At 70.9% G+C, this 25723-nt stretch carries 18 protein-coding genes; 15 read left to right on the top strand and 3 right to left on the bottom strand.

Going from position 1 to position 25723, the window contains the following annotated elements:
- Window positions 1–51: 51 nt before the first annotated feature.
- The 6 genes from mfd to CLV70_RS20700 are packed head-to-tail and all read left to right on the top strand — an operon-like array spanning window position 52 to window position 8220.
- Window positions 52–3690, top strand: coding sequence for a transcription-repair coupling factor (gene mfd, locus CLV70_RS20725; protein ID WP_106128176.1), 3639 nt, complete (start codon window positions 52–54; stop codon window positions 3688–3690).
- 13 nt (window positions 3691–3703) lie between these two features.
- On the top strand, window positions 3704–4495 hold the full coding sequence (locus tag CLV70_RS20720; protein ID WP_106128175.1) for a hypothetical protein: 792 nt from the start codon (window positions 3704–3706) through the stop codon (window positions 4493–4495).
- Window positions 4495–5454, top strand: coding sequence for a nucleoside triphosphate pyrophosphohydrolase (locus tag CLV70_RS20715; protein ID WP_106128174.1), 960 nt, complete (start codon window positions 4495–4497; stop codon window positions 5452–5454). Before CLV70_RS20720 ends, CLV70_RS20715 begins: the two co-directional genes overlap by 1 nt.
- 10 nt (window positions 5455–5464) lie before the next feature.
- Window positions 5465–7081 carry a DUF885 domain-containing protein gene (locus CLV70_RS20710; RefSeq protein ID WP_106128173.1) on the top strand — a complete coding sequence of 539 codons (1617 nt, stop codon included), beginning with the start codon at window positions 5465–5467 and terminating at the stop codon, window positions 7079–7081.
- Between the two features lie 51 nt (window positions 7082–7132).
- The gene (locus CLV70_RS20705) at window positions 7133–7975 is read left to right on the top strand and encodes a RelA/SpoT domain-containing protein (protein WP_106128172.1); all 843 of its coding nucleotides are present in this window, start codon (window positions 7133–7135) and stop codon (window positions 7973–7975) included.
- Entirely contained in the window at window positions 7972–8220 is a 249-nt protein-coding gene (locus CLV70_RS20700) for a hypothetical protein (protein WP_106128171.1), read from the top strand. The genes CLV70_RS20705 and CLV70_RS20700 overlap by 4 nt, the downstream gene beginning before the upstream one ends.
- 111 nt (window positions 8221–8331) lie before the next feature.
- Here CLV70_RS20700 and CLV70_RS20695 read toward each other — a convergent pair whose 3' ends face one another.
- Together CLV70_RS20695 and CLV70_RS20690 are read right to left on the bottom strand one after the other, a co-directional pair.
- Entirely contained in the window at window positions 8332–9033 is a 702-nt protein-coding gene (locus CLV70_RS20695; protein ID WP_106128170.1) for a hypothetical protein, read from the bottom strand.
- A gap of 69 nt (window positions 9034–9102) precedes the next feature.
- Window positions 9103–9720, bottom strand: coding sequence for a hypothetical protein (locus CLV70_RS20690; protein ID WP_106128242.1), 618 nt, complete (start codon window positions 9718–9720; stop codon window positions 9103–9105).
- A gap of 172 nt (window positions 9721–9892) precedes the next feature.
- Here CLV70_RS20690 and eno point away from each other — a divergent pair, with 172 nt between their 5' ends.
- From eno to CLV70_RS20665, 5 genes are all read left to right on the top strand, one after another.
- Window positions 9893–11176: a phosphopyruvate hydratase gene (gene eno, locus CLV70_RS20685; protein ID WP_106128169.1), complete on the top strand. Its 1284-nt coding sequence runs from the start codon at window positions 9893–9895 to the stop codon at window positions 11174–11176.
- A gap of 109 nt (window positions 11177–11285) precedes the next feature.
- Window positions 11286–11909 (top strand): FtsB family cell division protein, encoded by a 624-nt coding sequence (locus CLV70_RS20680; protein ID WP_106128168.1) that lies wholly within the window; start codon window positions 11286–11288, stop codon window positions 11907–11909.
- Window positions 11910–12410: a DUF501 domain-containing protein gene (locus CLV70_RS20675; RefSeq protein WP_106128167.1), complete on the top strand. Its 501-nt coding sequence runs from the start codon at window positions 11910–11912 to the stop codon at window positions 12408–12410.
- Window positions 12411–12414: 4 nt separating this feature from the next.
- Window positions 12415–12918 carry an amino-acid N-acetyltransferase gene (locus tag CLV70_RS20670; RefSeq protein WP_106128166.1) on the top strand — a complete coding sequence of 168 codons (504 nt, stop codon included), beginning with the start codon at window positions 12415–12417 and terminating at the stop codon, window positions 12916–12918.
- A 9-nt stretch (window positions 12919–12927) separates the two neighbouring features.
- The gene (locus tag CLV70_RS20665) at window positions 12928–13833 is read left to right on the top strand and encodes a Ppx/GppA phosphatase family protein (protein ID WP_106128165.1); all 906 of its coding nucleotides are present in this window, start codon (window positions 12928–12930) and stop codon (window positions 13831–13833) included.
- Here CLV70_RS20665 and CLV70_RS20660 read toward each other — a convergent pair.
- The gene (locus CLV70_RS20660; RefSeq protein ID WP_245908350.1) at window positions 13830–14246 is read right to left on the bottom strand and encodes a MarR family winged helix-turn-helix transcriptional regulator; all 417 of its coding nucleotides are present in this window, start codon (window positions 14244–14246) and stop codon (window positions 13830–13832) included. The two genes, CLV70_RS20665 and CLV70_RS20660, sit on opposite strands and share 4 nt — an antisense overlap.
- 54 nt (window positions 14247–14300) lie before the next feature.
- Here CLV70_RS20660 and CLV70_RS20655 point away from each other — a divergent pair, with 54 nt between their 5' ends.
- The 4 genes from CLV70_RS20655 to CLV70_RS20640 all read left to right on the top strand — a co-directional run bounded on the left by CLV70_RS20655 (window position 14301) and on the right by CLV70_RS20640 (window position 25116).
- A complete protein-coding gene (locus CLV70_RS20655; RefSeq protein WP_106128164.1) occupies window positions 14301–15041 on the top strand; it encodes an alpha/beta fold hydrolase in 741 nt (246 codons plus the stop codon).
- Window positions 15042–15123: 82 nt separating this feature from the next.
- Complete coding sequence (locus CLV70_RS20650) at window positions 15124–18036, top strand: LamG-like jellyroll fold domain-containing protein (RefSeq protein ID WP_106128163.1); 2913 nt, start codon at window positions 15124–15126, stop codon at window positions 18034–18036.
- Window positions 18037–18067: 31 nt separating this feature from the next.
- Window positions 18068–24763, top strand: coding sequence for an RHS repeat-associated core domain-containing protein (locus CLV70_RS20645; protein WP_106128162.1), 6696 nt, complete (start codon window positions 18068–18070; stop codon window positions 24761–24763).
- Window positions 24760–25116 carry a hypothetical protein gene (locus CLV70_RS20640; protein ID WP_106128161.1) on the top strand — a complete coding sequence of 119 codons (357 nt, stop codon included), beginning with the start codon at window positions 24760–24762 and terminating at the stop codon, window positions 25114–25116. The genes CLV70_RS20645 and CLV70_RS20640 overlap by 4 nt, the downstream gene beginning before the upstream one ends.
- Window positions 25117–25723: the final 607 nt, after the last annotated feature.

Genomic DNA, 25723 nt, shown 5'->3' with positions numbered 1-25723 from the left:
CGTCCAACTGGCGTCGGGGTTTTTCGATGTGCCTTGGAGAGAGCTTTTTTCATGCAACTCAGTGGCCTCGTCCCGGCCGCCCTGCGTGACCGCGGGCTGGCCCGGGCCCGCGACCTGGCCCGCAAGGGCGGGGTCGACTCCGACGCTCTCGACCTGACCGCGCCCGCCTCGCTGCGCCCGTTCGTCGTCGCCGCGGTGGCCGGCCCGGCCGGGATCGGCGGAGCCGGCAGGCCCGTGCTCGCCGTGACCGCCACCAGCCGGGAGGCCGACGACCTCGCCGACGCGCTGGGCTGCCTGATCTCGGCGGACGGCGTCGCCGTCTACCCGTCCTGGGAGACGCTGCCGCACGAGCGCCTGTCCCCGCGCTCGGACACGGTCGGGCGCCGCCTCGCCGTGCTGCGCCGCCTCGCCCATCCCGCCGAGGCGGGCTCCGCGCCGCTGCAGGTCGTCGTCGCGCCGGTCCGGTCGCTGCTCCAGCCGCAGCTCAAGGGGCTGGGCGACCTCGAGCCGGTCGAGCTGCGGCCGGGCGGGGCGGCGGAGCTCGAGCAGGTCGCGCGGCGGCTGTCCGACATGGCGTACGCCCGCGTCGACCTGGTCACCAAGCGCGGGGAGTTCGCCGTGCGCGGTGGCATCCTCGACGTCTTCCCGCCGACCGACGAGCACCCGTCCCGGGTCGAGTTCTGGGGCGACGAGGTGGAGGAGATCCGCACCTTCGCCGTCGCCGACCAGCGCACGATCGACCCCGCCGAGCGGCTCTGGGCGCCGCCGTGCCGCGAGCTGCTGCTCACCCCGCAGGTGCGGGCCCGCGCCGCGGAGCTGTCCGAGCAGCACCCCGAGCTCGCCGAGATCCTCGACAAGCTCGCCGAGGGCATCCCGGTCGAGGGCATGGAGTCGCTGGCTCCGGCCCTGTTGCAGGGCACGGACAGCATGGAGCTGCTGATCGACTGCATGCCGGCCGGCACCCACGTGCTGCTCTGCGACCCGGAACGGATCCGCACCCGGGCGCACGACCTCACCCGGACGTCCGACGAGTTCCTCGAGGCCGGCTGGGCCGCCGCGGCCGTGGGCGGCCAGGCGCCGATCGACGTCGGCGCCGCCGCGTTCCGGACCCTCGGCGACGTCCGCGCCCACGCGGCGACGCTGCACCAGCCGTGGTGGACGGTCTCGCCGTTCGGCCTGGCCGACGCCGACGAGCAGCCCGACGCCGGCCTGCCCTGGCTGGAGACGCCGTCGGTCGAGGTCAGCCCCGACGCCGGCGACGCCGTCTCGCTGAAGGCCCAGCCGGTGCCGCTCTACCACGGCGACACCGCCCGGCTCGCCGCCGACCTGCGGCAGTGGACCGGCGACCGGTGGGCCGTCGCGCTCGTCTTCGAGGGCCACGGCACCGCCCAGCGCGCCACCGAGCTGCTGCGCGACGCCGGCCTCGGCGTCACCCCGGTCGACTCCATCGCCACCGCGGTCGAGCCCGGCCAGCTGCTCGTCACCTGCGGCGGCCTCAACCACGGCTTCGTCGACGAGGTCTCCCGGCTCGCCGTCATCACCGGCAACGACATCAGCGGCGGACGCGGCGCGTCCACCAAGGACATGCGCAAGATGCCGAGCCGGCGCCGCAACACGATCGACCCGCTGGAGCTCAAGCCCGGCGACTTCGTGGTGCACGAGCAGCACGGCATCGGCCGCTACGTCGAGCTGGTGCAGCGCACGGTCAACGGCGCCGACCGCGAATACCTGGTGATCGAGTACGCCCCCAGCAAGCGCGGCCAGCCCGGCGACCGGCTCTTCGTCCCCACCGACCAGCTCGACCAGCTCTCCCGCTACGTCGGCGGAGAGTCGCCCACCCTGCACAAGATGGGCGGCTCCGACTGGCAGAAGAGCAAGGCCCGGGCCCGCAAGGCCGTCCGGGAGATCGCCGCCCAGCTCATCCAGCTGTACGCGGCGCGCCAGGCGTCCCAGGGTCACGCGTTCGGGCCGGACACGCCGTGGCAGCGCGAGCTCGAGGACGCGTTCCCGTACACCGAGACGCCCGACCAGCTGGCGGCGATCCACGAGGTCAAGCACGACATGGAGCTGGCCGTACCGATGGACCGCCTGATCTGCGGCGACGTCGGCTACGGCAAGACCGAGATCGCCGTCCGGGCCGCCTTCAAGGCGGTCCAGGACGGCAAGCAGGTGGCCATTTTGGTGCCCACCACGCTGCTCGTCCAGCAGCACTACAACACGTTCGCCGAGCGGATGAGCCAGTTCCCGGTCAACATCAAGCAGCTGTCCCGCTTCCAGACGCCCAAGGAGGCGGCGCTGGCGCTGGAGCAGGCCGCCGACGGGACCGCCGACATCGTCATCGGCACCCACCGGCTGCTCGCCAACTCGACCCGCTTCAAGAACCTCGGCCTGATCATCGTGGACGAGGAGCAGCGCTTCGGCGTCGAGCACAAGGAGCAGCTCAAGGCCCTGCGCGCCTCGGTCGACGTGCTGACCATGTCCGCCACGCCGATCCCGCGCACCCTGGAGATGGCGATCACCGGCATCCGCGAGATGTCGACCATCGCCACCCCGCCGGAGGAGCGGCACCCGGTGCTCACCTTCGTCGGTGCCCAGGACGACAAGCAGGTGGCCGCGGCCATCCACCGCGAGCTGCTGCGCGACGGCCAGGTCTTCTACCTGCACAACCGGGTCGAGTCGATCGACCGGGCCGCCCGCAAGCTCCGCGAGCTGGTGCCGGAGGCGCGGATCGCGGTCGCGCACGGGCAGATGAGCGAGGAACAGCTCGAGAAGGTGATGGTCGGCTTCTGGGAGAAGGAGTTCGACGTCCTGGTCTGCACGACCATCGTCGAGTCCGGCATCGACATCGCCAACGCGAACACCCTCATCGTCGAGCGAGCCGACCTGCTCGGCCTCTCCCAGCTGCACCAGATCCGCGGCCGGGTCGGGCGGGGCCGCGAGCGGGCGTACGCCTACTTCCTCTACCCGCGCGAGAAGCCGCTGACCGAGCAGGCCCACGAGCGGCTCGCCACCATCGCCCAGCACACCGAGCTCGGCGCCGGCATGTACGTGGCGATGAAGGACCTCGAGATCCGCGGCGCCGGCAACCTGCTCGGCGGCGAGCAGTCCGGCCACATCGAGGGCGTCGGCTTCGACCTGTACGTCCGCATGGTCGGCGAGGCGGTGCAGGCGTTCAAGGGCGAGCGGCCCGAGGAGGAGCCGGAGGTCAAGGTCGACCTGCCGATCGACGCGCACCTGCCGACCGACTACATCGCGGTGGAGCGGCTGCGCCTCGAGATGTACCGCAAGCTGGCCGAGGCCCGCGACGGCGTACGCCTCGACGAGGTCGTCGCCGAGATGACCGACCGGTACGGCGAACCCCCGGAGCAGGTGGTGAACCTCATCGCGGTCGCACGCTTCCGGTTGGTGGCGCGCGCGTACGGCCTCACCGACGTCTCGATGCAGGGCAAGCACCTGCGGTTCTCGCCGCTGCCGCTGCCCGACTCGAAGCAGCTGCGGCTCAAGCGCTACCACCCGGACTCCGTCTACAAGACGACCAACGACCAGGTCAGCGTGCCGCGGCCGGCCACCCGCCGGGTGGGTGGCGAGCCGCTGCGCGATCAGGCGCTGCTGCAGTGGTGCACGCAGCTGCTCAAGGACGTATTGGGTGACATTCCGGCCCCCGTGCCGGGGGTCGCATCCGGAGCGTGAGAGAGTCTTGACCATGCAGCGTGCCCGCCGACTCGCATCCACCGCCGTCGTCGCCGTCCTCGCCGTGACCGGCCTGTCCGCCTGCCGGCAGTCGCCGGACGTCGCGGCGTACATCGCCGGCGGGACGATCACCGAGAAGCGGATCCAGGGGATCTACGACCAGGTGCGCGACGAGCTGACCGCGGCCCGGGAGCAGGCCCAGCAGCAGGCCGGGGCGAAGGGCCCCTCCGCCGAGCCGCTGCCGCCGCTCACCATGCCGATCAAGCAGCAGGACGTGCTCAACACCCTGCTGAGCGTCGACATCCTGCGCAAGTCGGCGCAGGCGCACGGCGTGCAGCCGGCCGCGTCGCCGACCGTCGAGCAGGTGGCCCAGGCCCGCAACTACTCGCCCCAGTGGGAATACACGCAGCTCTACGCCGAGACGTACAGGCTGCGCACCTCCCTGCAGAGCGCGGTGGCGCCGGCCACGCTGACCGACGACGACCTGCGCGACGTCCACCAGCGGCTGGTCAAGGGCGGCGCCGCCGACCCGGGCACCTCGTTCGACCAGTTCAAGAGCACCCTCTCGGCGGAGAACAAGACGCTGCTGCAGACGTACGTGGCGATGCGCACCGAGCTCGAGAAGATCGTGGCGGACGACAAGGTCAAGCTCAATCCCCGGTACGGCGCCCAGCAGGTCACGCTGCTGTCCGCGCAGTCCGCGGACGGCAAGGACGTGCCGCTGGTGGTGCTCACCCTCTCCGGCGGCGACAGCTCCCAGGGCGCGTACGTCACCGATGTCTCCGCCGTGACCACCCTGGCCTGATGCCCGCCCGGATCGTCCTGCTGGTCACCTCGCCCCGGCTGCCGGCCGGGCTGCTCACGGCCGCCGCGTGGGACCTGGTCCGCGCCTGGCCGGTCCTGGCCGCCGCCGACAGCGAGCAGGCCACGGCGCTGCGGGCGGCCGGCGTGACCGTCACGATCGTCGAGCCCGACCCGGAACGCCTGATCGGCGAGCTGGCCACCCACTCCACGGTCGTCTGGCTCGCCGGTGCGGCCGGCGACGAGGACTTCGCCCGGCGGCTGGGGCTGCGGCTGGCCCGGGAGCCCTCGCTGGCCGAGCTCGAGCTCTGCTACGGCTCCTGGGACCCGCCCGGCGCCCGGCTGCTCGACGCGGTCGCGGTGATGGACCGGCTCGCGTCGCCCGGCGGCGACCCGTGGAAGCGGCAGCAGACGCACGAGAGCCTGGCGCCGTACCTGCTGGAGGAGAGCTACGAGGCGTACGACGCCATCGTCGCGCACGATCTGGCCGCCCTGCGCGAGGAACTGGGCGACGTGCTGCTCCAGGTCGTGCTGCACGCCCGCCTCGCCGAGGACCTGCCCGAGGACGAGCGCTGGACGGTCGACGACGTGGCCGGCGACCTCGTCGACAAGATGATCCGCCGCAACCCGCACGTCTTCGCCGGGGAGGTCGTCGACGGCATCGAGGCGATCACCGAGAACTGGGAGCGGATCAAGCGGCAGGAGAAGACACGGGACTCGGTCCTCGAGGGGATCGCGCTCAGCCAGCCGGCGCTGTCGCTCGCCGCGAAGATCCTGCACCGGGCGGAACGCGCGGGGGTGGACGTACCGTTGCCCGAGGGTCCGGATCTGGGGTCCTCGCTCCTGCGGCTGGTGGCCGCCGCCCGGGCGGACGGCCTCGACCCCGAGGCGCTGCTGCGGCGGGCCGCGCTCGACCACGCGGACGCGGTGCGACAACGCGAGAATGTCGGACCCGCCGAGTAGATTTCGGTCCATGCCGGAGTTCGTGCCGCTCGCCGAGCGCATCGTCGACGCCATTCTCGACAGTGACCCCGCCCTGGCGTCCTACGCCGGGGACCACCGCAGCGACGACCGGCTGCCCGACCGCTCGGTCGGCGCGGTGGCCGAGCGGGTCACCATGCTGCGCGACGCGGCCGACGCCCTGGCCGGCATCGACCCGGACGCCCTCGACCCACAGGACCAGGTCGACCACGCCATCCTCGCCGCCGTCGTCGAGCGCGGCATCTTCGAGCTGGCCGACGTGCGCGAGCACGAGTGGAACCCGCTCGTCCACAACCCCGGCCCGCTGCTGCACTCGCTGATCGCCCGCCCGTTCGCGCCGGTCGAGGAGCGGCTGACGGCCCTCGGCGGCCGGCTCGCCGCGGTCCCCGACGCCCTCGCCACCGCCCGCGCGGTGCTTCGCGACGTGCCCCGCCTGCACGCCGAGGTCGCGGCCGGCCAGTTCGCGGGCACGGCGGCGCTGATCCGCGACCAGCTGCCGACCCTGCTCAAGGAGGCGCCCGGCCTCGGCCCGGTCCTCGAGCCGATCGCCGCGGCGGCGCTGGACGCCTTCGCCGAGTTCGACGGCTGGCTCCGGACCACCCTGGAGAGCGGCGAACCGGGCCGCGACCCCCGCCTGGGCCGCCCGCTCTGGGAGGCGAGGCTCTGGCACACGCTCGACACCGAGCTGCCCGCCGCCGAGGTCCTCGCCCGCGCCCGGCAGAGCCTCGAGACCGCCGGCGCCCAGCTCCGCGAGGCCGCGGCCGAGCTGACCGGCGGCCCGGCCACCGACGAGACCGTGCGCCGCGCCCTCGGTGCCCTCGCCGCCGAGCACCCGGACGACACCACGATCGTCGACCTGGCCAAGGTGACGATGGCCGAGGCCACCGCGTTCGTCCGCGACCACGACCTGATGACCCTGATCGACGACCCCTGCCTGATCGAGGAGATGCCCGAGTTCGCCCGCGGCGTGGCGGTCGCCTACTGCGATCCGCCGGGCCCCCTCGAAACGGCGGACGTCCCCACGTTCTACTGCATCGCCCCGGCCCCGGCCGACTGGCCACCGGCCCGCATCGAATCCTTCTACCGCGAGTACAACGACCACATGCTCCGCAACCTCACGGTCCACGAGGCGATGCCGGGCCACTTCCTCCAGCTGGCCCACTCCCGCCGCTTCCGAGCCGCCACCCGCGTCCGCGCCCTCGGCTTCTCCGGCCCCTTCGTCGAAGGCTGGGCCGTGTACGCGGAGGAGCTGATGGCCACCCTCGGCTTCGGCGGCCTCCCGGTCCGCCTCCAGCAACTCAAGATGCAACTCCGCATGAGCCTCAACGCGGTCATCGACCAGCTCGTCCACTGCGAAGACCTCCCGGAGTCCGAGGCCATGCACCTGATGACGGCCCAGGGCTTCCAGGAGGAAGGCGAGGCCGCCGGCAAATGGAAGCGAGCCCTCCTCACCTCGACCCAGCTCTCGACCTACTTCGTCGGCTACACGGAAATGTCGGCGATCGCCGCGGCCCGCCCCTTCGGCGCCACCCCCAAAGCCTGGCACGACGCCATGCTCGCCCACGGCTCCCCACCACCCCGCCACCTCCGCTTCCTCCTCGGCGTCTGACCCCACTTTCCCCACGCTCGCGGCCGGGTGGGCCAAGAGTAAGGTAGTTACGTGCCTACATTACCCGTCAGCAAGAAGCAGCTGGACAGGCTGGGTGATCGGCTCCGGGATGCCAGCACGCCCTCCGCCGGGGATTCCGAGCTGCTCGAGGCTGTGCTCGGTGCCTACGACGAGGCGCTCCAAGCTGTGCGAGGCCGGCTGCGGCAGCTCGGCTTCGACCCGACGGTGCGCCTCAAGACGACCGGCACGATCATCGACAAGCTGAGGCGGGATCGAAGCTCCAGTTTGAAGACGATCCACGATCTCGCGGGGGCGCGCATCGTGCTGTCCGGGACCTTGCGCGACCAGGACGCTGCAGTCCGTGCTGTGGTTACAGCCTTCACCGACGGCACGGCGGTGCCGTCGGTGATCGACCGCCGGGCGGATCCTCGATCGGGATACCGTGCCGTGCACGTCATCCTGAGAATCGACGGTTTACCCGTGGAGGTGCAGTTCCGCACGGAACTCCAGGACCTCTGGGCCCAATTGTTCGAACGGCTGGCTGACGTGTGGGGACGGCAGATCAGATACGGCGGGCCTCCGGATGACGTCGGCCTGTCTTCCCGGACGGCAGAGGCTCGCCGGACGATCGTTGAGCTTCTGCTGAGCAGCAGCAAAGCCATGGGGGAGCACGAGGGGCGGAGCGCCCGGTTCGTCGACCTCGGCATTCCGGCGTTGTTGCGCAACGCCGGGGTGGACGTCTCGACCAGGAACGAGGACGTCCCGGCGGAGGTGCGCGAGGTACATTTCACATACCTTCACTATGTGCGATCCGAGGCGCTTGCCGAAGAAGCACTGCGGAACATGCTGACGAAGGTGGCCGAGGCGGTTGAGGGGGAGGTGATCGACGGATGAAGCACTACCTGCTGATCTTCGACCGTGTGCGGGGCGAAGTACTCCGCGAGGAAGAATTCCTCGACCGCGCCACCGCGCTGAAGGCGCGCTTCAAGGCTGAGCGAGCGGGGAATCTCTCGAAGGACATCGAGGTGGTCATTCTGGGCGCCGACTCCGCCGATGCGCTCCGGCGCACCCACGCCCGCTACTTCCGGACGGCGGGCGAGCTGGCGCGGACCGATCTGGCGGGCCTGACCGGAGCCTGAGCGCGGCCCCCGCGCGGGCGAAGGGCTCAGGTGCCGCTCTGGCCGCAGCGATCCGCCGTACGGCCACTATCTCCGGGCGGTCTGGCCCGCGTGAGTGGCGGACAGCGCCGCTCAGGTGCCGCGGCGGTCGATGAGTTTGGCGGCTTTCGGGGTGCGGAAGCGGTCGTCCGGGACCGAGTCCGCGTAGTGGGTCATCGCCACCTCGATGCGGCCCTGGCCGAGGACGCCGGTGAAGCTGCCCAGGACGCCCTCGTTGGTGATGCAGGTGGCGAAGTCGCGGGCTGCGGCGCCGTCGACGCCGGTCAGGTCGACGCAGGTGGCGTGGCGGCCCGCGATGGTCGTGTCGTGCTGGTCGACCTCGAGGTCCGGGTCCAGGATCGCCTTGTTCAGCAGGGTCAGGACCGTGGCGGGGGTGATCATGCCGCTGGCGTCGGCGCCGCGGAAGACCGAGGGTGGGGGTGGGCTGGTGGGGGTTGCCGGTGCCGTCATGGTGCAGGTGGCCGGTTTCGCCGTCGTGCGGCATTCGGTGGTGGCGTCGTTCGTCACCAGGACCTGGCCGCCGGGGTAGACGTACGCGCGGCGGGCCGGCTTCTGGGCCTGGGCGATCGTCGCCGTGGCGCCGCCGGTGAGCTGGTACGTCGCCTCGTACGTGAGGTCCGTCGCCCCGGCGAGCTGGGCTGCCAGGTCCGCCACCAGGTCGTTGCGGGAGAGCCCGGCGCCCGACCCGTCGACCGGGTCCGAGCAGCCGGCCGTGGCGGCCAGCAGGATGAGGGCGGCCGCCGCCAGGCGGGGACGGGGAGTCGGCAGGGGCACGTGACCACCTTTGCCGATGGCCGCAACCCGGCGCAAACCAGTAAACAAGCGATTACCCGGAGCGGCCCGTCAGGCGCGCGTACGGCTGAGCAACTGCTGGCGCATCACGTACCGGCGGATGATCCGGGCGAGCGACTCCTCGGTGGCGAAGATGGCGACGATCTCCACCGACATGGGGCCGGGCGGCACCTGCTGGGGCAGCATCGCCACGCGGGACGCGACCGCGGGGATGTCGACGATCTCGCTGCCCAGCTGGATCCAGAGTTGCAGGTCCTCGCCCTCGACGACGTTGGTGCCCTCGAAGTGGGCGCGCATGCTGTTCTCGCTGATGTCCCGGATCCAGCCGTGCGCGTCGCGCCAGCCGGGGCGGCGCATGATGATCTGCTCGCCGCCTCCGCCGCGGACGAAGTGGCGCTGCTGCTCCACGACCGCCTCGCCGGCCGGGTGGACCTCCACCCGGTTCTCCTCGACCTCCACCACGGCGCAGGGCAGGGCGTACCTGCCGCGCGGTGCGGCCGACCAGCGCAGCGTGACGGACGTGCCCACCCGGGGCACGGCGGCCAGCGGCGCCGACAGGGTCAGGCCCGCGCCCTCGGCGTGGACGACGCGGACACGGGCGGCCTGCTCGTCGGAGGCGGTCATCTCGACGTACGAGCCGGCATCGGGGAGCTGCGCGGGAGTAGTCATGGCAACCCCGGTGATCGGCAGCCGGGGCACCGGCATGAGACATGTGACGGCCGAAGTTCACCGGCCGCCGCCACGCCCGGCATCGCGGCTCGATACGCTCAGGGTCGTGGTCGGCCGCAGGGTCGCGGTCTGAGGAATCCATCCGTACGCACACACTGAGGAGCCACGACAGATGGCCACCATTGAAGCGATCGTCGCCCGGGAGATCCTCGACTCGCGGGGCAACCCGACCGTCGAGGTCGAGGTCGGTCTGGACGACGGCACGATCGGCCGCGCGGCCGTCCCGTCCGGCGCGTCCACCGGCGCGTTCGAGGCGATCGAGCTGCGCGACGGCGACAAGGGCCGTTACCTCGGCAAGGGCGTCGAGAAGGCGGTCAGCAACGTCGAGGACAAGATCGCCGACGAACTGCTCGGGTACGAGGCCAGCGAGCAGCGCCTGATCGACGAGAAGATGCTCGACATCGACGGCAGCTCCGACAAGTCCGAGCTGGGCGCCAACGCCATCCTGGGCGTCTCGCTCGCCGTTGCCAAGGCCGCCGCGCAGAGCGCCGAGCTGCCGCTGTTCCGCTACCTGGGCGGTCCGAACGCGCACCTGCTGCCGGTGCCGATGATGAACATCCTCAACGGTGGCGCGCACGCCGACTCGAACGTCGACGTGCAGGAGTTCATGATCGCCCCGATCGGCGCGCCGTCGTTTCGTGAGGCGCTGCGCACCGGCGCGGAGGTCTACCACGCGCTCAAGTCCGTACTGAAGAAGAAGGGCCTGTCGACCGGCCTGGGTGACGAGGGCGGCTTCGCCCCGAGCCTGCCGTCGAACGCCTCGGCGCTGGACCTGATCGCGGAGGCCGTGCAGGCCGCCGGCTTCGCCCTCGGCACCGACATCGTGCTCGCCATGGACGTCGCCGCGACGGAGTTCCACAAGGACGGCGCGTACGTCTTCGAGGGTTCGCCGAAGTCGACCGAGGAGATGATCAACTACTACGCGAAGCTCGCCGAGACGTACCCGATCGTCTCGATCGAGGACCCGCTGTCGGAGGAGGACTGGGCCGGCTGGTCCGCCATGACCGCGCAGCTGGGCTCGAAGATCCAGATCGTGGGCGACGACCTGTTCGTGACGAACCCCACCCGGATCGGCCGGGGCATCGCGGAGAGTGCCGCGAACGCGGTTCTCGTGAAGGTCAACCAGATCGGTTCGCTGACCGAGACCCTGGACGCCGTGGACCTGGCGCACCGGTCCGGCTTCCGCACGATGATGAGCCACCGGTCCGGCGAGACCGAGGATGTCACCATCGCCGACCTGGCCGTCGCCGTCGGCAGCGGGCAGATCAAGACCGGCGCACCGGCCCGTTCGGACCGGGTCGCGAAGTACAACCAGCTGCTGCGCATCGAAGAGGAGCTCGGTAGCGCCGCCCGGTACGCCGGAGCGGGCGCGTTCCCGCGTTACCGCACCGCGTAACCCTGCGTCGAAGATCATGGAGTTGTGGCTCCCGGTTTCGTGGGCATAGTGTCCAGGAGCAGGTGCCGCAACTCCATGGTCTTTGGGCGAGTGCCGGGGGAGGGCAGGGATGACGCAGCGCCGCACACCGAGTGGGCAGGGTCCGTCCCGTCGTTCCACCGGCTATGCGGGGCGTCCGGGGGTCCGTGGTGGCGCCCGACCCACCCGTGCCCGCGACACCGGGGCGACCCGGATCGAGCCGCGCCGCACCCCCGCCGCCCGCACGACCGGCAACATCGGCCGTTCCGGCAGCAGGCCGGCGGCCGCGCGCCGGGCAGCCGCCGCCGGGGCCACCAAACGCACAGTAGCGACCCGCCCCCGGGCGTTCACGGGGCGTGCCACCGTCCTGATCGTCGTGCTGGTCGCGCTGGCCCTCGCGTACACCTATCCGGTCCGCGTCTACCTCGCCCAGGAGTCCGAGATCGCGCAGATGCAGGCCGATCAGGCCGCGCAGCAGGCGCGGATCAAGGGCCTCCAGGAGGAGGTCGACAAGTGGAAGGACCAGGAGTACGTCCGCATCCAGGCCCGTGACCGGCTGTTCTACGTGCGGCCGGGCGAGGTGCCGCTGCTGGTGCTGAACGATCCGGCCGGCGCGGCCAGGGACGCGGGCCGCACCGCGGCGGGCAGCCCCGACCGGTGGTACGACACACTGTGGGGAAGCGTCGCCGCCGCCAACGCAGAATCCCGAAAGTAGATGACGACTCCTTCCGAGACCGATCTCGAGATCGTCGCCGAGCAGCTCGGCCGCCGCCCCCGCGGCACCCGCGCCGTCGCGCACCGTTGCCCCTGCGGCAATCCCGACGTGGTGGAGACCGAGCCGCGCCTGGACGACGGCACCCCGTTCCCGACGATGTTCTATCTGACGTGTCCCCGCGCGACGGCCGCGTGCAGCCGGCTGGAGTCGGCCGGCGTGATGCGGGAGATGCAGGAGCGTCTCGCCGCCGATCCCGAGCTGGCGGAGCGCTACCGGTCCGCGCACGAGGACTATCTGGCCCGCCGCGAGGCGGTGCAGCACGTGCCCGAGATCGAGAAGGTCTCCGCCGGCGGCATGCCCGACCGGGTCAAGTGCCTGCACGTGCACCTCGGCCACGCGCTGGCGGCCGGTCCGGGCGTCAACCCGTTCGGCGACGAGGTGCGCGCGGCCGTCGAGCCGTGGTGGGCCGGCGGTCCCTGCGTGACTCCCGAGGCGGGGTGACGCGGTGTCCGTCGAGATCCGCCGGGCCCGGACGGCCGACGTCAAGGCGATCCGGGCGCTCGTGGACACGTACACGGCTGACCGGCGGCTGCTCAGCAAGGCGACGGTCACCCTGTACGAGAGCGTGCAGGAGTTCTGGGTCGCCGTGGACAGTGACTCCGGCCGGATCGTCGGCTGCGGCGCGCTGCACGTGATGTGGGAGGACCTGGCGGAGATCCGTACGGTCGCCGTCGATCCCGCGTACCGGGGCCGGAAGATCGGCCACCGCATCGTCGCCGAACTGCTCGGCGCCGCCCGGGAGCTGGGCGTGGCCCGGGTGTTCTGCCTCACCTTCGAGACCCGCTTCTTCGGCTCGTTCGGCTTCGCGGAGATCGACGGTGCGCCCGTGCCGCACGCCGTCTACGAGCAGCTGCTGCGCTCGTACGACGAGGGCGTTGCCGAGTTCCTCGACCTCGAACGGGTGAAGCCGAATACGCTCGGCAACAAGAGGATGTTGCTGCATCTCTAGGAGCCCCGTGTGAGAGTCGCCGCCATCGACTGTGGCACCAACTCGATCCGCCTGCTGATCGCAGACGTGTCCGGCGGCTCGCTGACCGACGTGGCCCGCCGCATGGAGATCGTCCGCCTCGGCGAGGGCGTCGACAGCACCGGCCGCCTCGCCCCCGAGGCCATCGAACGCACCCGCCAGGCCCTGCTCGGGTACGCCGCGGAGATCGCCGAACTGGGGGTGGACCGGGTCCGCATGTGCGCCACGTCCGCCTCCCGCGATGCCTCGAACGCGGAGGACTTCCGGTCGATGGTCCGCTCGGTGCTCGGCGTCGATCCCGAGGTGATCACGGGCGAGGAGGAGGCCCGGCTGTCGTTCACCGGGGCGGTGCACGGGCTCAACGCGGAGCCGCCGTACCTGGTCGTCGACATCGGCGGCGGGTCCACCGAGTTCGTCGTCGGCTTCGAGAAGGTGGACCACGCCGTCTCCGTCGACATCGGGTGCGTCCGGATGACCGAGCGGCACCTGCGCGGCGACCCGCCGTCCCCGGCCGAGGTGGCGGCGGCCGAGCAGGACATCACCCGGGCGGTCGACGGCGCGCTGCGCAAGGTGTCGGGCCACGGCACCATGACCCTGATCGGCCTGGCCGGCTCGGTCACCACCGTCGCGGCCCTGGCCCTGCATCTGCCGAAGTACGACTCGGGCCGGATCCATCACGCCCGGATCGCGTACGACGACGTGGCCACGGTGACCGCCGACCTTCTCGGCGCGACGGTGGCGGACCGGCGCGACCTCGCGGTGATGCACCCGGGCCGGGCCGACGTGATCGCGGCGGGGGCCCTCATCCTGCGGATCATCATGCAGCGGGCCGGCAAGGCGTCGGTGATCGCGAGCGAGCACGACATCCTCGACGGGATCGCCTTCTCGCTGGCCTAGGGCTTCTCGGCGAGGAGCCGGGCGAGCAGGCCGCCGAAGGTCTGTAGTTCCTCCTCGGACAGGGCGGCGAAGGAGTCGGTCAGCGCCGCCCGGACGATCTCGCGGCCCCGTTCGCGGAGGTCCTCGCCCTTGTCCGTGAGCCGGTGACGCACGGCCCGGCCCGGTCCGGGCACGCGCTCGATGAGGCCGCGCTCGATCATCCGGGCGGCCAGGGTGCCGAACGACTGGTCCCGCTGGAAGGTGAGCTGCGCCAGGTCGTGCAGCGACGCCTCGGGGTTCTCGTGCAGGTGGCGCAGGGCGTCCCACTGCACGATCGACAGGCCCAGCGGGGCGAGCCGTTCGTTGATGGTCCGGTGCTGCCGCATCTGGAGCCGCTTGACGGACAGACCGATCTCACCGATGTCTCGAGGCACGAGGGTCACATTACCAGGTTGCTTATATCAGCATGCTGATCTAAGGTTCCTGACATGGACGTCACTTTCACGGAAAGCGGCCGGGGCCGCCCGTTCCTTCTGCTCCACGGCGGCGGCGGCCCGCAGACCGTCATCGGCTTCGCCGACCGCCTGGCCGCGGAGCACCCGGCGCGGGTCATCACCCCGACCCACCCCGGCTTCGGTGGCACGGACCGCCCGGCGGAGCTCACCACGATCGCCGGCCTCGCCGAGCTGTACGTCGCCCTTCTCGACCGGCTGGACCTGCGCGAGGTCGCGGTCGTGGGCAACTCGATCGGCGGCTGGATCGCCGCCGAGATGGCCCTGCTCGACACCGCCCGGATCGCGAGCGTCACCCTGGTCGACGCGGTCGGCATCGAGGTGCCGGGCCACCCGGTGGTCGACTTCTTCGCGCTGACCTTCCCCGAGATCGCGCAGCGCAGCTATTACGAGCCGGCCAGGTTCCTCATCGACCCGGGCGCGATGACGCCGCAGCAGCAGGCGGTCCTGGCCGGCAACCGGGAGGCGCTCGCCGTCTACGCCGGGAAGACGTCCATGATGGACCCGACGCTGGCGCCGAGGCTGTCCGGCGTGACTGTGCCCGTACGCGTCATCTGGGGTGACCACGACCGCATCGCCGACCCGGACTACGGCCGCGCCTACGCGGAGGCCATCCCGGGCGCGGAGTTCGTGCTGCTGCCCGAGACGGGCCACCTTCCGCAGCTGGAGTCCCCGGAGCGCCTGATCCCGCTCGTGTGGGACGCGTCACATAGATGATCTTCGGGGCAGCGCGCGCCCGCCACGCCGAGTTACCGTCTCCTCGCTCGATCGACGTCGAGCGTTTCACGGGGAGAAATCTGTGCTCAAACGTCGTGCGCCGCACCCTGCCCTTTTCCCGGCGGTCCTGGTTCCCGCCCTGATCGCCGGCCTCGCCGTCGGCTCGCCCGCCGCCGCGTCCCGGACCGTGCCGCGGGCCGAACCGGCCACCGCGCCGGTGACCGCCGACGCCGCCTCCCGGGAGGCGCAGGCGACCGGCCTGCCGGTCGAGGTCGTTGCCGAACGCGCCGAGGACGAGCTGCTCTGGGCCAACCCCGACGGGTCCTTCACGTCGGAGATCACCGCCGGTCCGCAGCGGGTCCAGCGGGCGGACGGTACCTGGTCGGACCTCGACACCACGCTGGAACGCCGGCCCGACGGCTCGATCGGCCCGAAGGCCGCCGCCGTCGACCTCACGTTCTCCGGCGGGCACGACGACGACCTGATCCGGATCGCCGACGACGGCAAGGCGCTGGCGTACGGCTGGCCCAAGAACCTGCCGGAACCGACGCTGTCCGGCGACACGGCCACGTACTCCGAGGTCCTCCCCGGCGTCGACCTGAAGCTCACCGCGTCGAGCGTCGGCTACTCGTACGTGATGGTGGTCAAGTCCGCGGACGCCGCCGACAACGCGACGGTGGCGAACCTCGCGCTGACCGTCCGGGGCGAGGGCGTCGACATCCGCCGGTCGGAGTCGGGTGGGATCGCCGCCGTGGACGCCGCCGGCGAGGTCGTCTTCGAGGGCGCCCAGCCGTCCATGTGGGACTCGGCCGGCGACGTCGCGCCGCAGGGCGCCTCGAAGTCCCGGGCCGCGGCGGCGGAGCCGGCGGCCACCGCGCAGCGCGGCCCCGAGGCCGTGGACGAGTCCGTCGCGCCGACCGTCGGCGACCGCGTGGCCGACGTGGACGTCCGGCTCTCCGCCGGGACGCTGACCCTGGTGCCCGACGCGGACCTGCTCGCCGACCCGGCGACCGTCTACCCGGTCTACATCGACCCGGACGAGACCGTGAAGCGCACCGACTGGATGTACGTCAGCAGCGCCCACGCGAGCACGGAGTACTACAAGTTCAAGGACGACGAGGGCGTGGGCCGCTGCTCGAACTGGGGCGGCTACCTGTGCAGCAGCAGCCCGTTCACGAACCGGATGTACTTCAAGTTCACGCCGGTCAAGGCCGACTGGGCGGACCGGGTGGTCAGCAAGGCCGTCTTCCGCGTGTACGAGACGTGGTCGTTCTCCTGCACGGCGAGCTGGGTGAACCTCAACCTCGTCGACGCGGGCAAGGTCAATTCCGGCACCAACTGGAACAACAAGCCGGACGACGGCGACCTCATGGTCGACCGGAAGGTGGCCTACGGCCGGGGCAAGTCGTGCGACCCCGACGCGCCCGCGTCCTGGGTCGAGTTCTCCGACAACAAGGAAGAGACCAACGAGAACCTGACCCCGACCGTACGCACGAAGCTCGCGAACGGCTCGCCGATCGCCTTCTCGCTGAACGCCAAGGACGAGGGCGACGGCAACAGCTGGAAGCGTTTCCGCGGTGACAACGCGGCCCTGTCCGTCACGTTCAACACCCGGCCCGGCAAGCCGTACAACGAGAAGACGACGAGCCCGTCGACCGGCTGCGTCACCGGCTCCGGCCGCCCGTTCGTCCGCGACGCCACCCCGCAGTTGCAGGTGACCGCCGCCGACGACGAGAAGAGCCAGAACCTCAAGGTGACCTTCGAGGTGTGGGACCTGGCCAACACCGCCAAGGCCGTCTACAGCGTGGCCGTGGACCCGCAGAACCAGCAGGGCGACTTCTTCGCCGGGGTGCCCGCGGGCAAGATGGTGCACGGCCACACGTACCGCTGGCGGGCCAAGAGCAACGACGGGTCCGTGGACAGCATCTCCTGGTCCGACTGGTGCGAGATGTCGGTCGACCTCGAGGAGCCGAGCGTGCCGCCGGTGGTCACCTCCGGCGACTTCCCGGCCGAGGGGCGCGGCAAGCCGGTGGGGCAGAGCGGCGTGTTCACCTTCGGCTCCGGTGCGAACAAGGACTCCGCGTACGGCAACGACATCGACTACTACAAGTGGTCGCTGACCACCGACGTGCCGACCAACACGGTGAACAACGGCACGCTCGGCGGCGAGGGCACCACGCCGCCGGTCACCCCCACCAGCTTCGGCCCCAACGTGCTCTACGTGCAGAGCTACGACCGGGCCGGCAACGCCAGTGACCTGTTCCGGTACGTCTTCCGGCCCACCCGGGCCTGCGAGGACCCGGCCGCCGACAGCTGCGCCGCCGGCGTGTGGCTGCTGGACGAGACCACCGGCACCGCCGCGGCCGACACCTCCGGCAAGGAACACCCGCTGACCGTCTCCGGCGCCGCCCGGGTCGCCGGCCAGCTCGGCGCCGCCGACCCCGCCGACGGGGCGTTGCGCCTCGACGGCACGGCCGGCTACGCCTCCGGTGCCGCGGTGGTCGACTCCCGCCAGGGCGTCACGGTGTCCGCCTGGGTCCGGCCCGCGGACTTCACCCACAACGGCACGGTGGTCAGCCAGTCCGGCACGTACGGGAACGGCTTCTCGCTCGGCTATTCCTCCGCCGCGAAGCGGTGGGTCTTCGGCCGGCACAAGGCCGACAAGGCGAACCTCGCGGCCGGCGACCTGGTGCAGGTGACGGCGGCGTCCACGGAGGCGCCCGAGCTGAACCGGTGGACGTACCTGACGGGCGTCTTCGACCCGGCGGACAACATGATGCGGATCTTCGTGGACGGCAAGGAGCAGGGCGCCGCCAAGTACACCGGCACGATCTGGAACGGCGCGAGCAGCCTGCAGCTCGGCCGCGCCCGGCTGAACGACAAGTGGGTGGACCAGTTCGCCGGGGACGTCGACGACGTACGCGTCTTCGCCGGCGTCCTCGACCCCGCCGACATCGACGGCCTCTGGTTCGCCAGCCGGCCGCCGGTCGCCTGAGCCCCTTCTCGGTATGCGGAAGGAAACATCGATGCGTGCGATCACCAACCGTCGCCGTGCGGCGCTCGTCGGGCTTGCCGGTCTCCTGCTGACCACGTTCGCGGCCGTACCGGCCCGGGCCGACGAGCCGGTCGACGAGGCCGCCCGGGAGGCGCGCCGCCCGAAGACCCAGGAGTCCGTCTCCATCGAGGTCGGCGAGGAGGGCATGCAGCCGTCCCTGCCGACGGGCGACGACCCGGCCGGAGCCGCCGACGTGCGGTGGCCCACCGCGGCGTCGGCCACCGTGCCGGTCGCGGACGCCACCGCCACCGCGGGCGGGTTGCCGGTCACCGTGGGAACACCCGCCGACGGCCCCGCCGCCGGGGCGGTGCGGGTCGAGGTGCTGGGCCAGGACGCCGCCGCCCGCGCGGGCGTGCAGGGCGTGCTGCTGTCGGTCTCGCGGACCGACGGCAGGGCGAACCCGGCGGAGGTCAGCCTGGGCGTGGACTACAGCGGCTTCGCCCACGCGTACGGCGGTGACTGGGCGGCGCGGCTGCGTCTGGCCAGCCTGCCGGCGTGCGCGGTGTCCACTCCGGACGTACCGGAATGCCGGGTCGCCACGCCGCTCGACACCCGCAACGATCAGGAACGGGAGCGCGTCGTCGCGGACGTGCCGGCGCCGGCGGCGCCGGGCACGGGCAAGCAGCGGGCGGCGGCCGCGAACGCCGCGAGCGCCGGCCTGCTCGCCCTGTCCAGCGGTGCGAGCGGTGCGACGGGCAGCTACGCGGCGACCTCGCTGGCGCCCTCCGGCAGCTGGCAGAACTCCGGCAACACCGGCGGCTTCAACTGGCAGTACCCGCTGCGGGTGCCGCCGGCCCTGGCCGGCCCCTCGCCGCAGCTCGCGCTCGGCTACTCCTCGGCGAGCGTCGACGGCCGCGTCGGCTCGACCAACAACCAGCCCTCCTGGATCGGCGAGGGCTTCGACATGGCGGTCGGCTACATCGAGCGCTCCTACCGCTCGTGCACCGACGACGGCCACGACGAGCGGGGCGAGGAGAAGTTCGACCTCTGCTGGCACTCCGACAACGCGACCATGTCGTTCGCCGGCCGCAACGGCGAGCTGGTCAAGAAGTCCGGCGACGAGTGGCGGCTCAAGTCCGACGACGGCACGCGGATCACCAAGGAGACCGGCGCCTCGCACGACGGCCACGGCAAGGAGTACTGGGTCGTCACCACCACCGACGGCACCCGCTACTACTTCGGCAAGGGCAAGCGCAGCGCCGACGACAGCGAGAACACCAACTCGGCCTGGCAGGTGCCGGTCTACGGCGACGACGCCGACGAGCCGTGCCACGACGACAAGTTCGCCGATTCCCGCTGCCAGCAGACCTGGCGCTGGAACCTCGACTACGTCATCGACGCGCACGGCAACACGATGACCTACTACTGGGGCATCGAGACGAACCGCTACGGCGCGAACCGGGACGACAAGTCCGTCGAGTACGACCGTGGCGGCTACCTCAAGCGCATCGAGTACGGCGAGCGCGCCGGCAGCGAGAACGACACCACCGCGCCGATGCGCGTGGTCTTCTCGGTGGGCGAGCGCTGCAAGGGCGACGACGCCGACTGCGAGCCCGGTGACCTCAAGAAGGACACCGCGACCCGCTGGCCCGACGTGCCCTTCGACCAGATCTGCACCGACGACGAGAGCTGCGAGGAGCAGTGGTCGCCGACGTTCTTCACGCGCAAGCGGCTGAAGTCGGTCACCACCCAGGTCCACAAGGGCGGCGCGTACAGCGACGTCGACGTCTGGCAGCTCGACCAGTCGTACCCGGACCCGGCCGACGCCTCGACCGCGGCGCTGTGGCTCGACTCGATCACCCACATCGGCAAGGGCGCCGGCGCCGACATCACCCTGCCGAGGACCACCTTCACCAGGGTGCCGCTCGACAACCGGGTGGACCGCGACGGCGACGACCGGCTGCCGTTCCGCAAGTTCCGGATCGGCGCGATCCAGTCCGAGTCCGGCGGGCTGATCTCGGTCAACTACGCCAAGCCCGACTGCAAGCCCGGCGACCTGCCGACGCCCGAGACCAACACCCGCCGGTGCTACCCGTCCTTCTGGTCGAAGGAGGGCCAGATCGGCGAGGACACCGACTGGTTCCACAAGCACGTCGTGGAATCGGTCGTGGAGAACGGGCGTACGGGCAACAGCGTCGCCAAGGTCACCAGCTACGAGTACCTCGGCGGGGCCGCCTGGCACTACGACGACAGCGAGCTCACCAAGGCGAAGAACAAGACCTGGGGGCAGTTCCGGGGCTTCAGGACCGTACGCACGATCGTCGGCGGCACCGGCACGGCCGACCGGCTGCGCACCGAGGCCACGTTCCTGCGGGGCATGGACGGCGACCGCAAGGAGAAGGACGGCGGCCGCAAGTCCGAGTCGGTCACGGCGAGTGACGGCACCACGGTCACGGACAACGATCGCTATCAGGGCTTCCTGCTCGAGCAGCGCACGTTCGACGGTGTCTCCGGCGGCGAGATCAGCGGACTGGTCAACACGCCGTGGTTGTCCGAGCCGACCGCGACCGAGGGCAAGGACGAGGCCCGGCTGCTCGCGATCCGCAAGGCGGCCACGCGGACCACGCTGGACGGCGGCAAGGTCCGGCGCACCTCGGTCGTGCACGAATACGACGGCTACGGGATGCTCGAGAGCTCCGACGACGCCGGGGACCTCGACGTCGCCGGTGACGAGTCGTGCACCCGCAACTGGTACAACCGCAACCCCGACAAGCGGCTCCTGACCCTGGTCAGCCGGGTTCGTACGGTCTCGGTGCCGTGCGGGGACACCCCGACCTTCCCGGACGACGCGGTCTCCGACGTGCGCACCTCCTACAGCGGCGGCGCCTGGGACGACGTGCCCGCCAACGGCGACGTGACCCGCACCGAGCAGGCCGAGTCGTACGCCGACGGCCAGCCGAAGTACGTCACGGTGGCGCGCTCCACCTACGACAGGTACGGCCGGCTGCGCTACTCGTACGACGCCGAGGACAACGAGACCGAGACGAAGTACTTCCCGGCCGACGGCGGCCCCGTCACGGGCATGTCCGTCATCAACCCGCTGAAGCAGGCGACCACCTCGACGGTCGAGCCGGGCTGGGGCCTCGTCACCGAGACGAAGGACCCCAACGACCAGCGCACCGCGCTGCGCTACGACGCCCTCGGCCGGCTCGTGAAGGTCTGGCTGGCCGGCCGCACGGTCGACACGGACGTGCCGGACATCGAATACGTGTACTCCATCCGTACGGATGCCCCGGTCTCCGTCACGACGAAGACGCTGCTGCCCAACGGCGGCGTCAAGACCTCCTACGCCCTGTACGACGGCCTGCTGCGGCCGCGGCAGACGCAGGACCCGTCGCCGAACGTCGGCCGGATCATCACCGACACCCAGTACGACTCGCGCGGCCTCGAGGTGGAGAAGGCCGGGCCGTTCTACAACAAGGACGCGCCGGGCACGACCCTCGTCGACACGTCGAAGGCCGAGGGCAAGCTGCCGCTGACCCAGACCGTGTACGACGCCGTCGGCCGGGCCAAGGAGTCCATCTTCAAGGTCGGGCAGACGGAGCGGTGGCGGACGTCGACGACCTACCACGGCGATCACACCGACGTGACGCCGCCGAAGGGACAGACGCCGACCACCACGTACACGAACGCCCAGGGCCTGACCACCCGCCTGCTGGAGTATCAGGGCGCGAAGGCGGAGGGCGCCGCCGACACCACGATCTACAGCTACGACAAGGCGGACCGCCTCAAGCAGGTGCAGGACCCGGCCGGCAACCTCTGGAAGTACGGCTACGACCTGCTCGGCCGGCAGACCTCCGCGAGCGACCCCGACAACGGGGACACCTCGACCAGCTACAACAGGCTGGACCAGGTCACCTCCACCACCGACGCGCGCAAGCGCAAGCTCGCCTACAAGTACGACGATCTCGGCCGTCCGGAGCTGCTCGAGGAGGTGCCCGCCGACCCGGCGGCCGCCCGCATCAAGCTGGCGACCTGGACGTACGACTCGGCGAAGCTGGGCAAGGGCCGCGCCGCGAGCTCCACCCGCTACATCGGCGCCAACGCCTACACGTCCTCGATCTCCGAGTACGACGTGGCGGGCCGGCCGAAGAGCACGTCGGTCACGATCCCGGCGTCGGAGGGGGCGCTGGCCGGCACGTACTCGGCCTCGGCCACGTACAACGTCGACGGCAGCCCGGAGACGGTCACCGGCCCGGCCGCCGGCGACCTGGCCGCGGAGACCCTGCGCTACGGCTACAACTCCCGCGGCCTGCCGACGTTCGTCACCGGTACGTCCGGCTACGTGCGGGACACGACGTACTCGGACTTCGGCGAGGCCTTGCAGTACACCCTGGGCACCAGCACGGCGACCAAGTACACCTGGCTGACCCAGTCGTACGAGGAGGGCACCCGCCGCCTGCTCAACGCCCGGGTGGACCGCGAGGCCGTGTCCGGCACCGACGCGGACGCCACGTACTCGTACGACCCCGCCGGCAACATCCTCAGCATCGCCGACAAGCCCAGCCAGAGCGGCACCAAACCCGACATCCAGTGCTTCCAGTACGACTACCTGCGCCGGCTGAAGGAAGCGTGGTCGCAGGCGACGACCTGCGCGGCGACGCCGTCCGAGACGGTCCTGGGCGGCGCGGCGCCGTACTGGCAGAGCTTCACGTACGACGTGGCGGGCAACCGCACCCAGGAGCTCACCCACCGGACCACGTCGGCGGGCACGGACGTCAAGAAGGTCTACACCCCGTACGGCGTGGGGGCGAAGCCGGCGCACGCGGTCAAGCGCACCGACATCACCAGCACGACCGCCGGCAAGGTCGTCACCACGGCCGACACGTACGAGTACGACCCGTCCGGCAACACGACCAAGCGCAACCTCTCCGGCAAGCCGGGGGAGGAGTACCGCTGGGACGCCGAGGGCCGCGTCTCCGAGGTCCTGAAGAACGGTACGGTCGTCGCCTCGTTCGTCTACGACGCGGCCGGCCGGCGCCTGCTGCGCCGCGACCTGGCGGGCAAGGCGACCACCCTCTACCTCGGCGGTCTCGAACTCAAGCTGGACACGGCCACCCAGGCGAAGACGGCGACCCGCTACTACACCTTCGGCGGCCGCACCGTCGCCATGCGCACCAAGGCGGCGGTCACCTGGCTGGCCGGCGGCCAGAACGGCACGGCGGAGATCTCCGTCAACGCGGCCGACTCGAAGGTGACCCAGCGCCGCACCCTGCCGTTCGGCGGCGTCCGCGGCAGCACCGGCACCTGGCCCGGCGAGAAGGGCTTCGTCGGCGGCACCAACGACGCGGTCACCGGCCTGACCCACCTCGGCGCCCGCGAGTACGACCCGGCCACCGGCAGATTCCTGTCGGTCGACCCGGTCGTCGACTTCACGGACCCGCAACAGCTCAACGCGTACGCGTACGGCCGCAACAACCCGCTCGCGTTCCCCGACCCGACGGGCCTCTGGTGGGGCTGGAGCAACGTCGGCCACCTCGCCCTCGACGTGGTCGGCCTGGTCCCGGTCGTCGGCGAGGTCGCGGACGTGGCCAACGGCATCTGGTACGCCGCCGAGGGCAACTACGTCGACTCGGCCCTCTCGTTCGCCTCGGCCATCCCGGTCGCGGGCTACGGCGCCACGGCAGCCAAGGGCGCCCGCTACGCCGACGAGGCAATCGACGCGGTCGACGTGGTGGTCGACACGGCGAAGACGGCGAACAAGGCCGAGGACGCGGCGAAGGTCGCGGACAACGTGGTCCCGCCGGCGGCCCCGAAGGCGGCGACCCCGCCGAAGCCGGCCCCACCGGCCAAGCCGAAGGACGCCCCTTCCGGCGCGAAGGACACGTCCCCGAAGAAGGCCGACGGCGACAACCCGAGCGGCGGCAAGGCCAAGGACAGCTGCGAGACGAACAGCTTCGTGCCGGGGACGAAGGTGTTCCTGGCGGACGGTTCGGCCAAGCCGATCGAGGATCTGCAGGTCGGCGACGAGGTGCTCGCCACCGACCCGGAGACGGGCGAGACCGCGGCCAAGCCGGTCGAGGCGACCATCCTCGGCACGGGCCTCAAAGACCTGGTCGAGATCACCGTCGGTCCCGGCGACCGGATCACGGCGACCGCGGGTCACCCGTTCTGGGTGGAGTCGCTGCACCGATGGGTGCCCGCGTCGAAGTTGACTGAGACGGACGACATTCGGATCTCCGGTGGCAAAGACGTCCGGATCAAGAAGCTGAAGCGATTCCTCACATTCGGTCAGCGGGTGCACAACCTGACGGTCACCGACATCCATACGTACTACGTTCTGACCGGTCGTACTGCCACTGCCGTCCTCGTGCACAATTGTGGTGAACGGACCTACAAGCCGGGAGGCAAACACGGGAGCGAGTCTCGGAGCACTTCCCGTGGCGAGAACAGTGCCGAACCGAAGGACGGGCAGGGTGCGTTGGACAACTCGGTGCAGGTCAAGCCCACATCCGAGCGCCGCGTCGGCATCGACCCCTCCAATGGTGACGTTGTCATCCTGGATCAGACCCTCAAGGAGCCCTGTGGATGCACGACTCCGGACGGGTACAACGAGGTCTTCCACGGGCATGTGCGAACGGACTTGGATACGGACAAGGGCATGGCCAAGGCACGTACGGCACTCAGGAACGCGATCAAGGCCGGCTTGATCGAGTTGCCGTCGTGACCGAGGACCCGCCTCTCGACCAGCGGCGTGCCGAGTGGGCCGAGGACTTGACCAACTCGGACGTCGCGGTCTCGACGCGGGCGCTGCTGGCGCTCACCTATGAGGATCCGGACCGCAGGCGAGTCGAACAGATCCTGCTCGATTGCCTGCGGCCCGCCGTCGACCCCCAGCTGAGGGCGCTGGCGGTCACCTGCATGGGCCATGTCGGCCGTCTGCACGGCGCCGTCAGCCCCGACATCGTGACCCGGCTGCGTGGCCTTCTCAGTGATCCGGCCCTAGGAGGGCGCGCCGAAGACGCCCTCGACGACATCGCCTCTTTCGTTGGCCTGAAGGGCGATGCCGAGCCTGGCTGAGCTCCCGCGCGAGGCCCGAGCATGCGAGGGTGCCCTGATGAGCGGATTCCAGTAGTTCTCGCCGAGCTGCCCGCCCGCGTTGTACCGCACTTGCAGGTTGCCGTTGTGCGGGTTCACCAGCACCGACGACTGGGTCAGCGTGGTCTCGCCCGCGGCGTCGCCCAACTGGACGTCGAAGTAGTCGGAGTCCACGTTGATCCGATAACCGCCGTGTTCGTCGTGGTGGCCGCCGCGGTACTGGTGACAACGGTGAGCTCGTCTTCACCGAGAACAGTGGATATTACGGCCGTCGCTGGACCGATGATTTGCGTCAGCAGTTTCAGGGATTCTTGAGTGATAAGGGTCTCGACTTCGAGTGCAGGCCGTGGGGATGATCGCAAAATGGAGGCCCGTCATCTACCGGGGTGACGGGGCATGGATCGGCCTGCTGGCGAGCGGAGAGCTCGGCGTAGGAACGCAGTCCGAAGAACGAGCGAGCTTGGAAGCCGCAGGGATGAGGCCGATGTGGCCCTTCATGGAGAAAAGTTTGCCGGAATGCCGTGATCAGTTCGACAGCCACTGGAGTGAGTTGCGAACTCCCGCCTTCCCCGCGATTGACTCATTGTTT

Origin of the sequence: Pseudosporangium ferrugineum, from assembly GCF_003002065.1 — a bacterium.
GTDB classification, from domain to species: Bacteria; Actinomycetota; Actinomycetes; order Mycobacteriales; family Micromonosporaceae; genus Actinoplanes; species Actinoplanes ferrugineus_A.
This window is presented reverse-complemented; position numbering and strand designations above follow the sequence as displayed.

What these genes read in the sequence shown, in the direction of transcription:
- CLV70_RS20675 (WP_106128167.1), top strand. Translation starts at nt 11,910, where the DNA reads ATGACGACTCCTTCCGAGACCGATCTCGAGATCGTCGCCGAGCAGCTC.
- CLV70_RS20710 (WP_106128173.1), top strand. Translation starts at nt 5,465, where the DNA reads ATGCCGGAGTTCGTGCCGCTCGCCGAGCGCATCGTCGACGCCATTCTC.
- CLV70_RS20645 (WP_106128162.1), top strand. Translation starts at nt 18,068, where the DNA reads ATGCGTGCGATCACCAACCGTCGCCGTGCGGCGCTCGTCGGGCTTGCC.
- CLV70_RS20715 (WP_106128174.1), top strand. Translation starts at nt 4,495, where the DNA reads ATGCCCGCCCGGATCGTCCTGCTGGTCACCTCGCCCCGGCTGCCGGCC.
- CLV70_RS20720 (WP_106128175.1), top strand. Translation starts at nt 3,704, where the DNA reads ATGCAGCGTGCCCGCCGACTCGCATCCACCGCCGTCGTCGCCGTCCTC.
- mfd (WP_106128176.1), top strand. Translation starts at nt 52, where the DNA reads ATGCAACTCAGTGGCCTCGTCCCGGCCGCCCTGCGTGACCGCGGGCTG.
- CLV70_RS20700 (WP_106128171.1), top strand. Translation starts at nt 7,972, where the DNA reads ATGAAGCACTACCTGCTGATCTTCGACCGTGTGCGGGGCGAAGTACTC.
- CLV70_RS20690 (WP_106128242.1), bottom strand. Translation starts at nt 9,720, where the DNA reads ATGACTACTCCCGCGCAGCTCCCCGATGCCGGCTCGTACGTCGAGATG.
- CLV70_RS20655 (WP_106128164.1), top strand. Translation starts at nt 14,301, where the DNA reads ATGGACGTCACTTTCACGGAAAGCGGCCGGGGCCGCCCGTTCCTTCTG.
- eno (WP_106128169.1), top strand. Translation starts at nt 9,893, where the DNA reads ATGGCCACCATTGAAGCGATCGTCGCCCGGGAGATCCTCGACTCGCGG.
- CLV70_RS20680 (WP_106128168.1), top strand. Translation starts at nt 11,286, where the DNA reads ATGACGCAGCGCCGCACACCGAGTGGGCAGGGTCCGTCCCGTCGTTCC.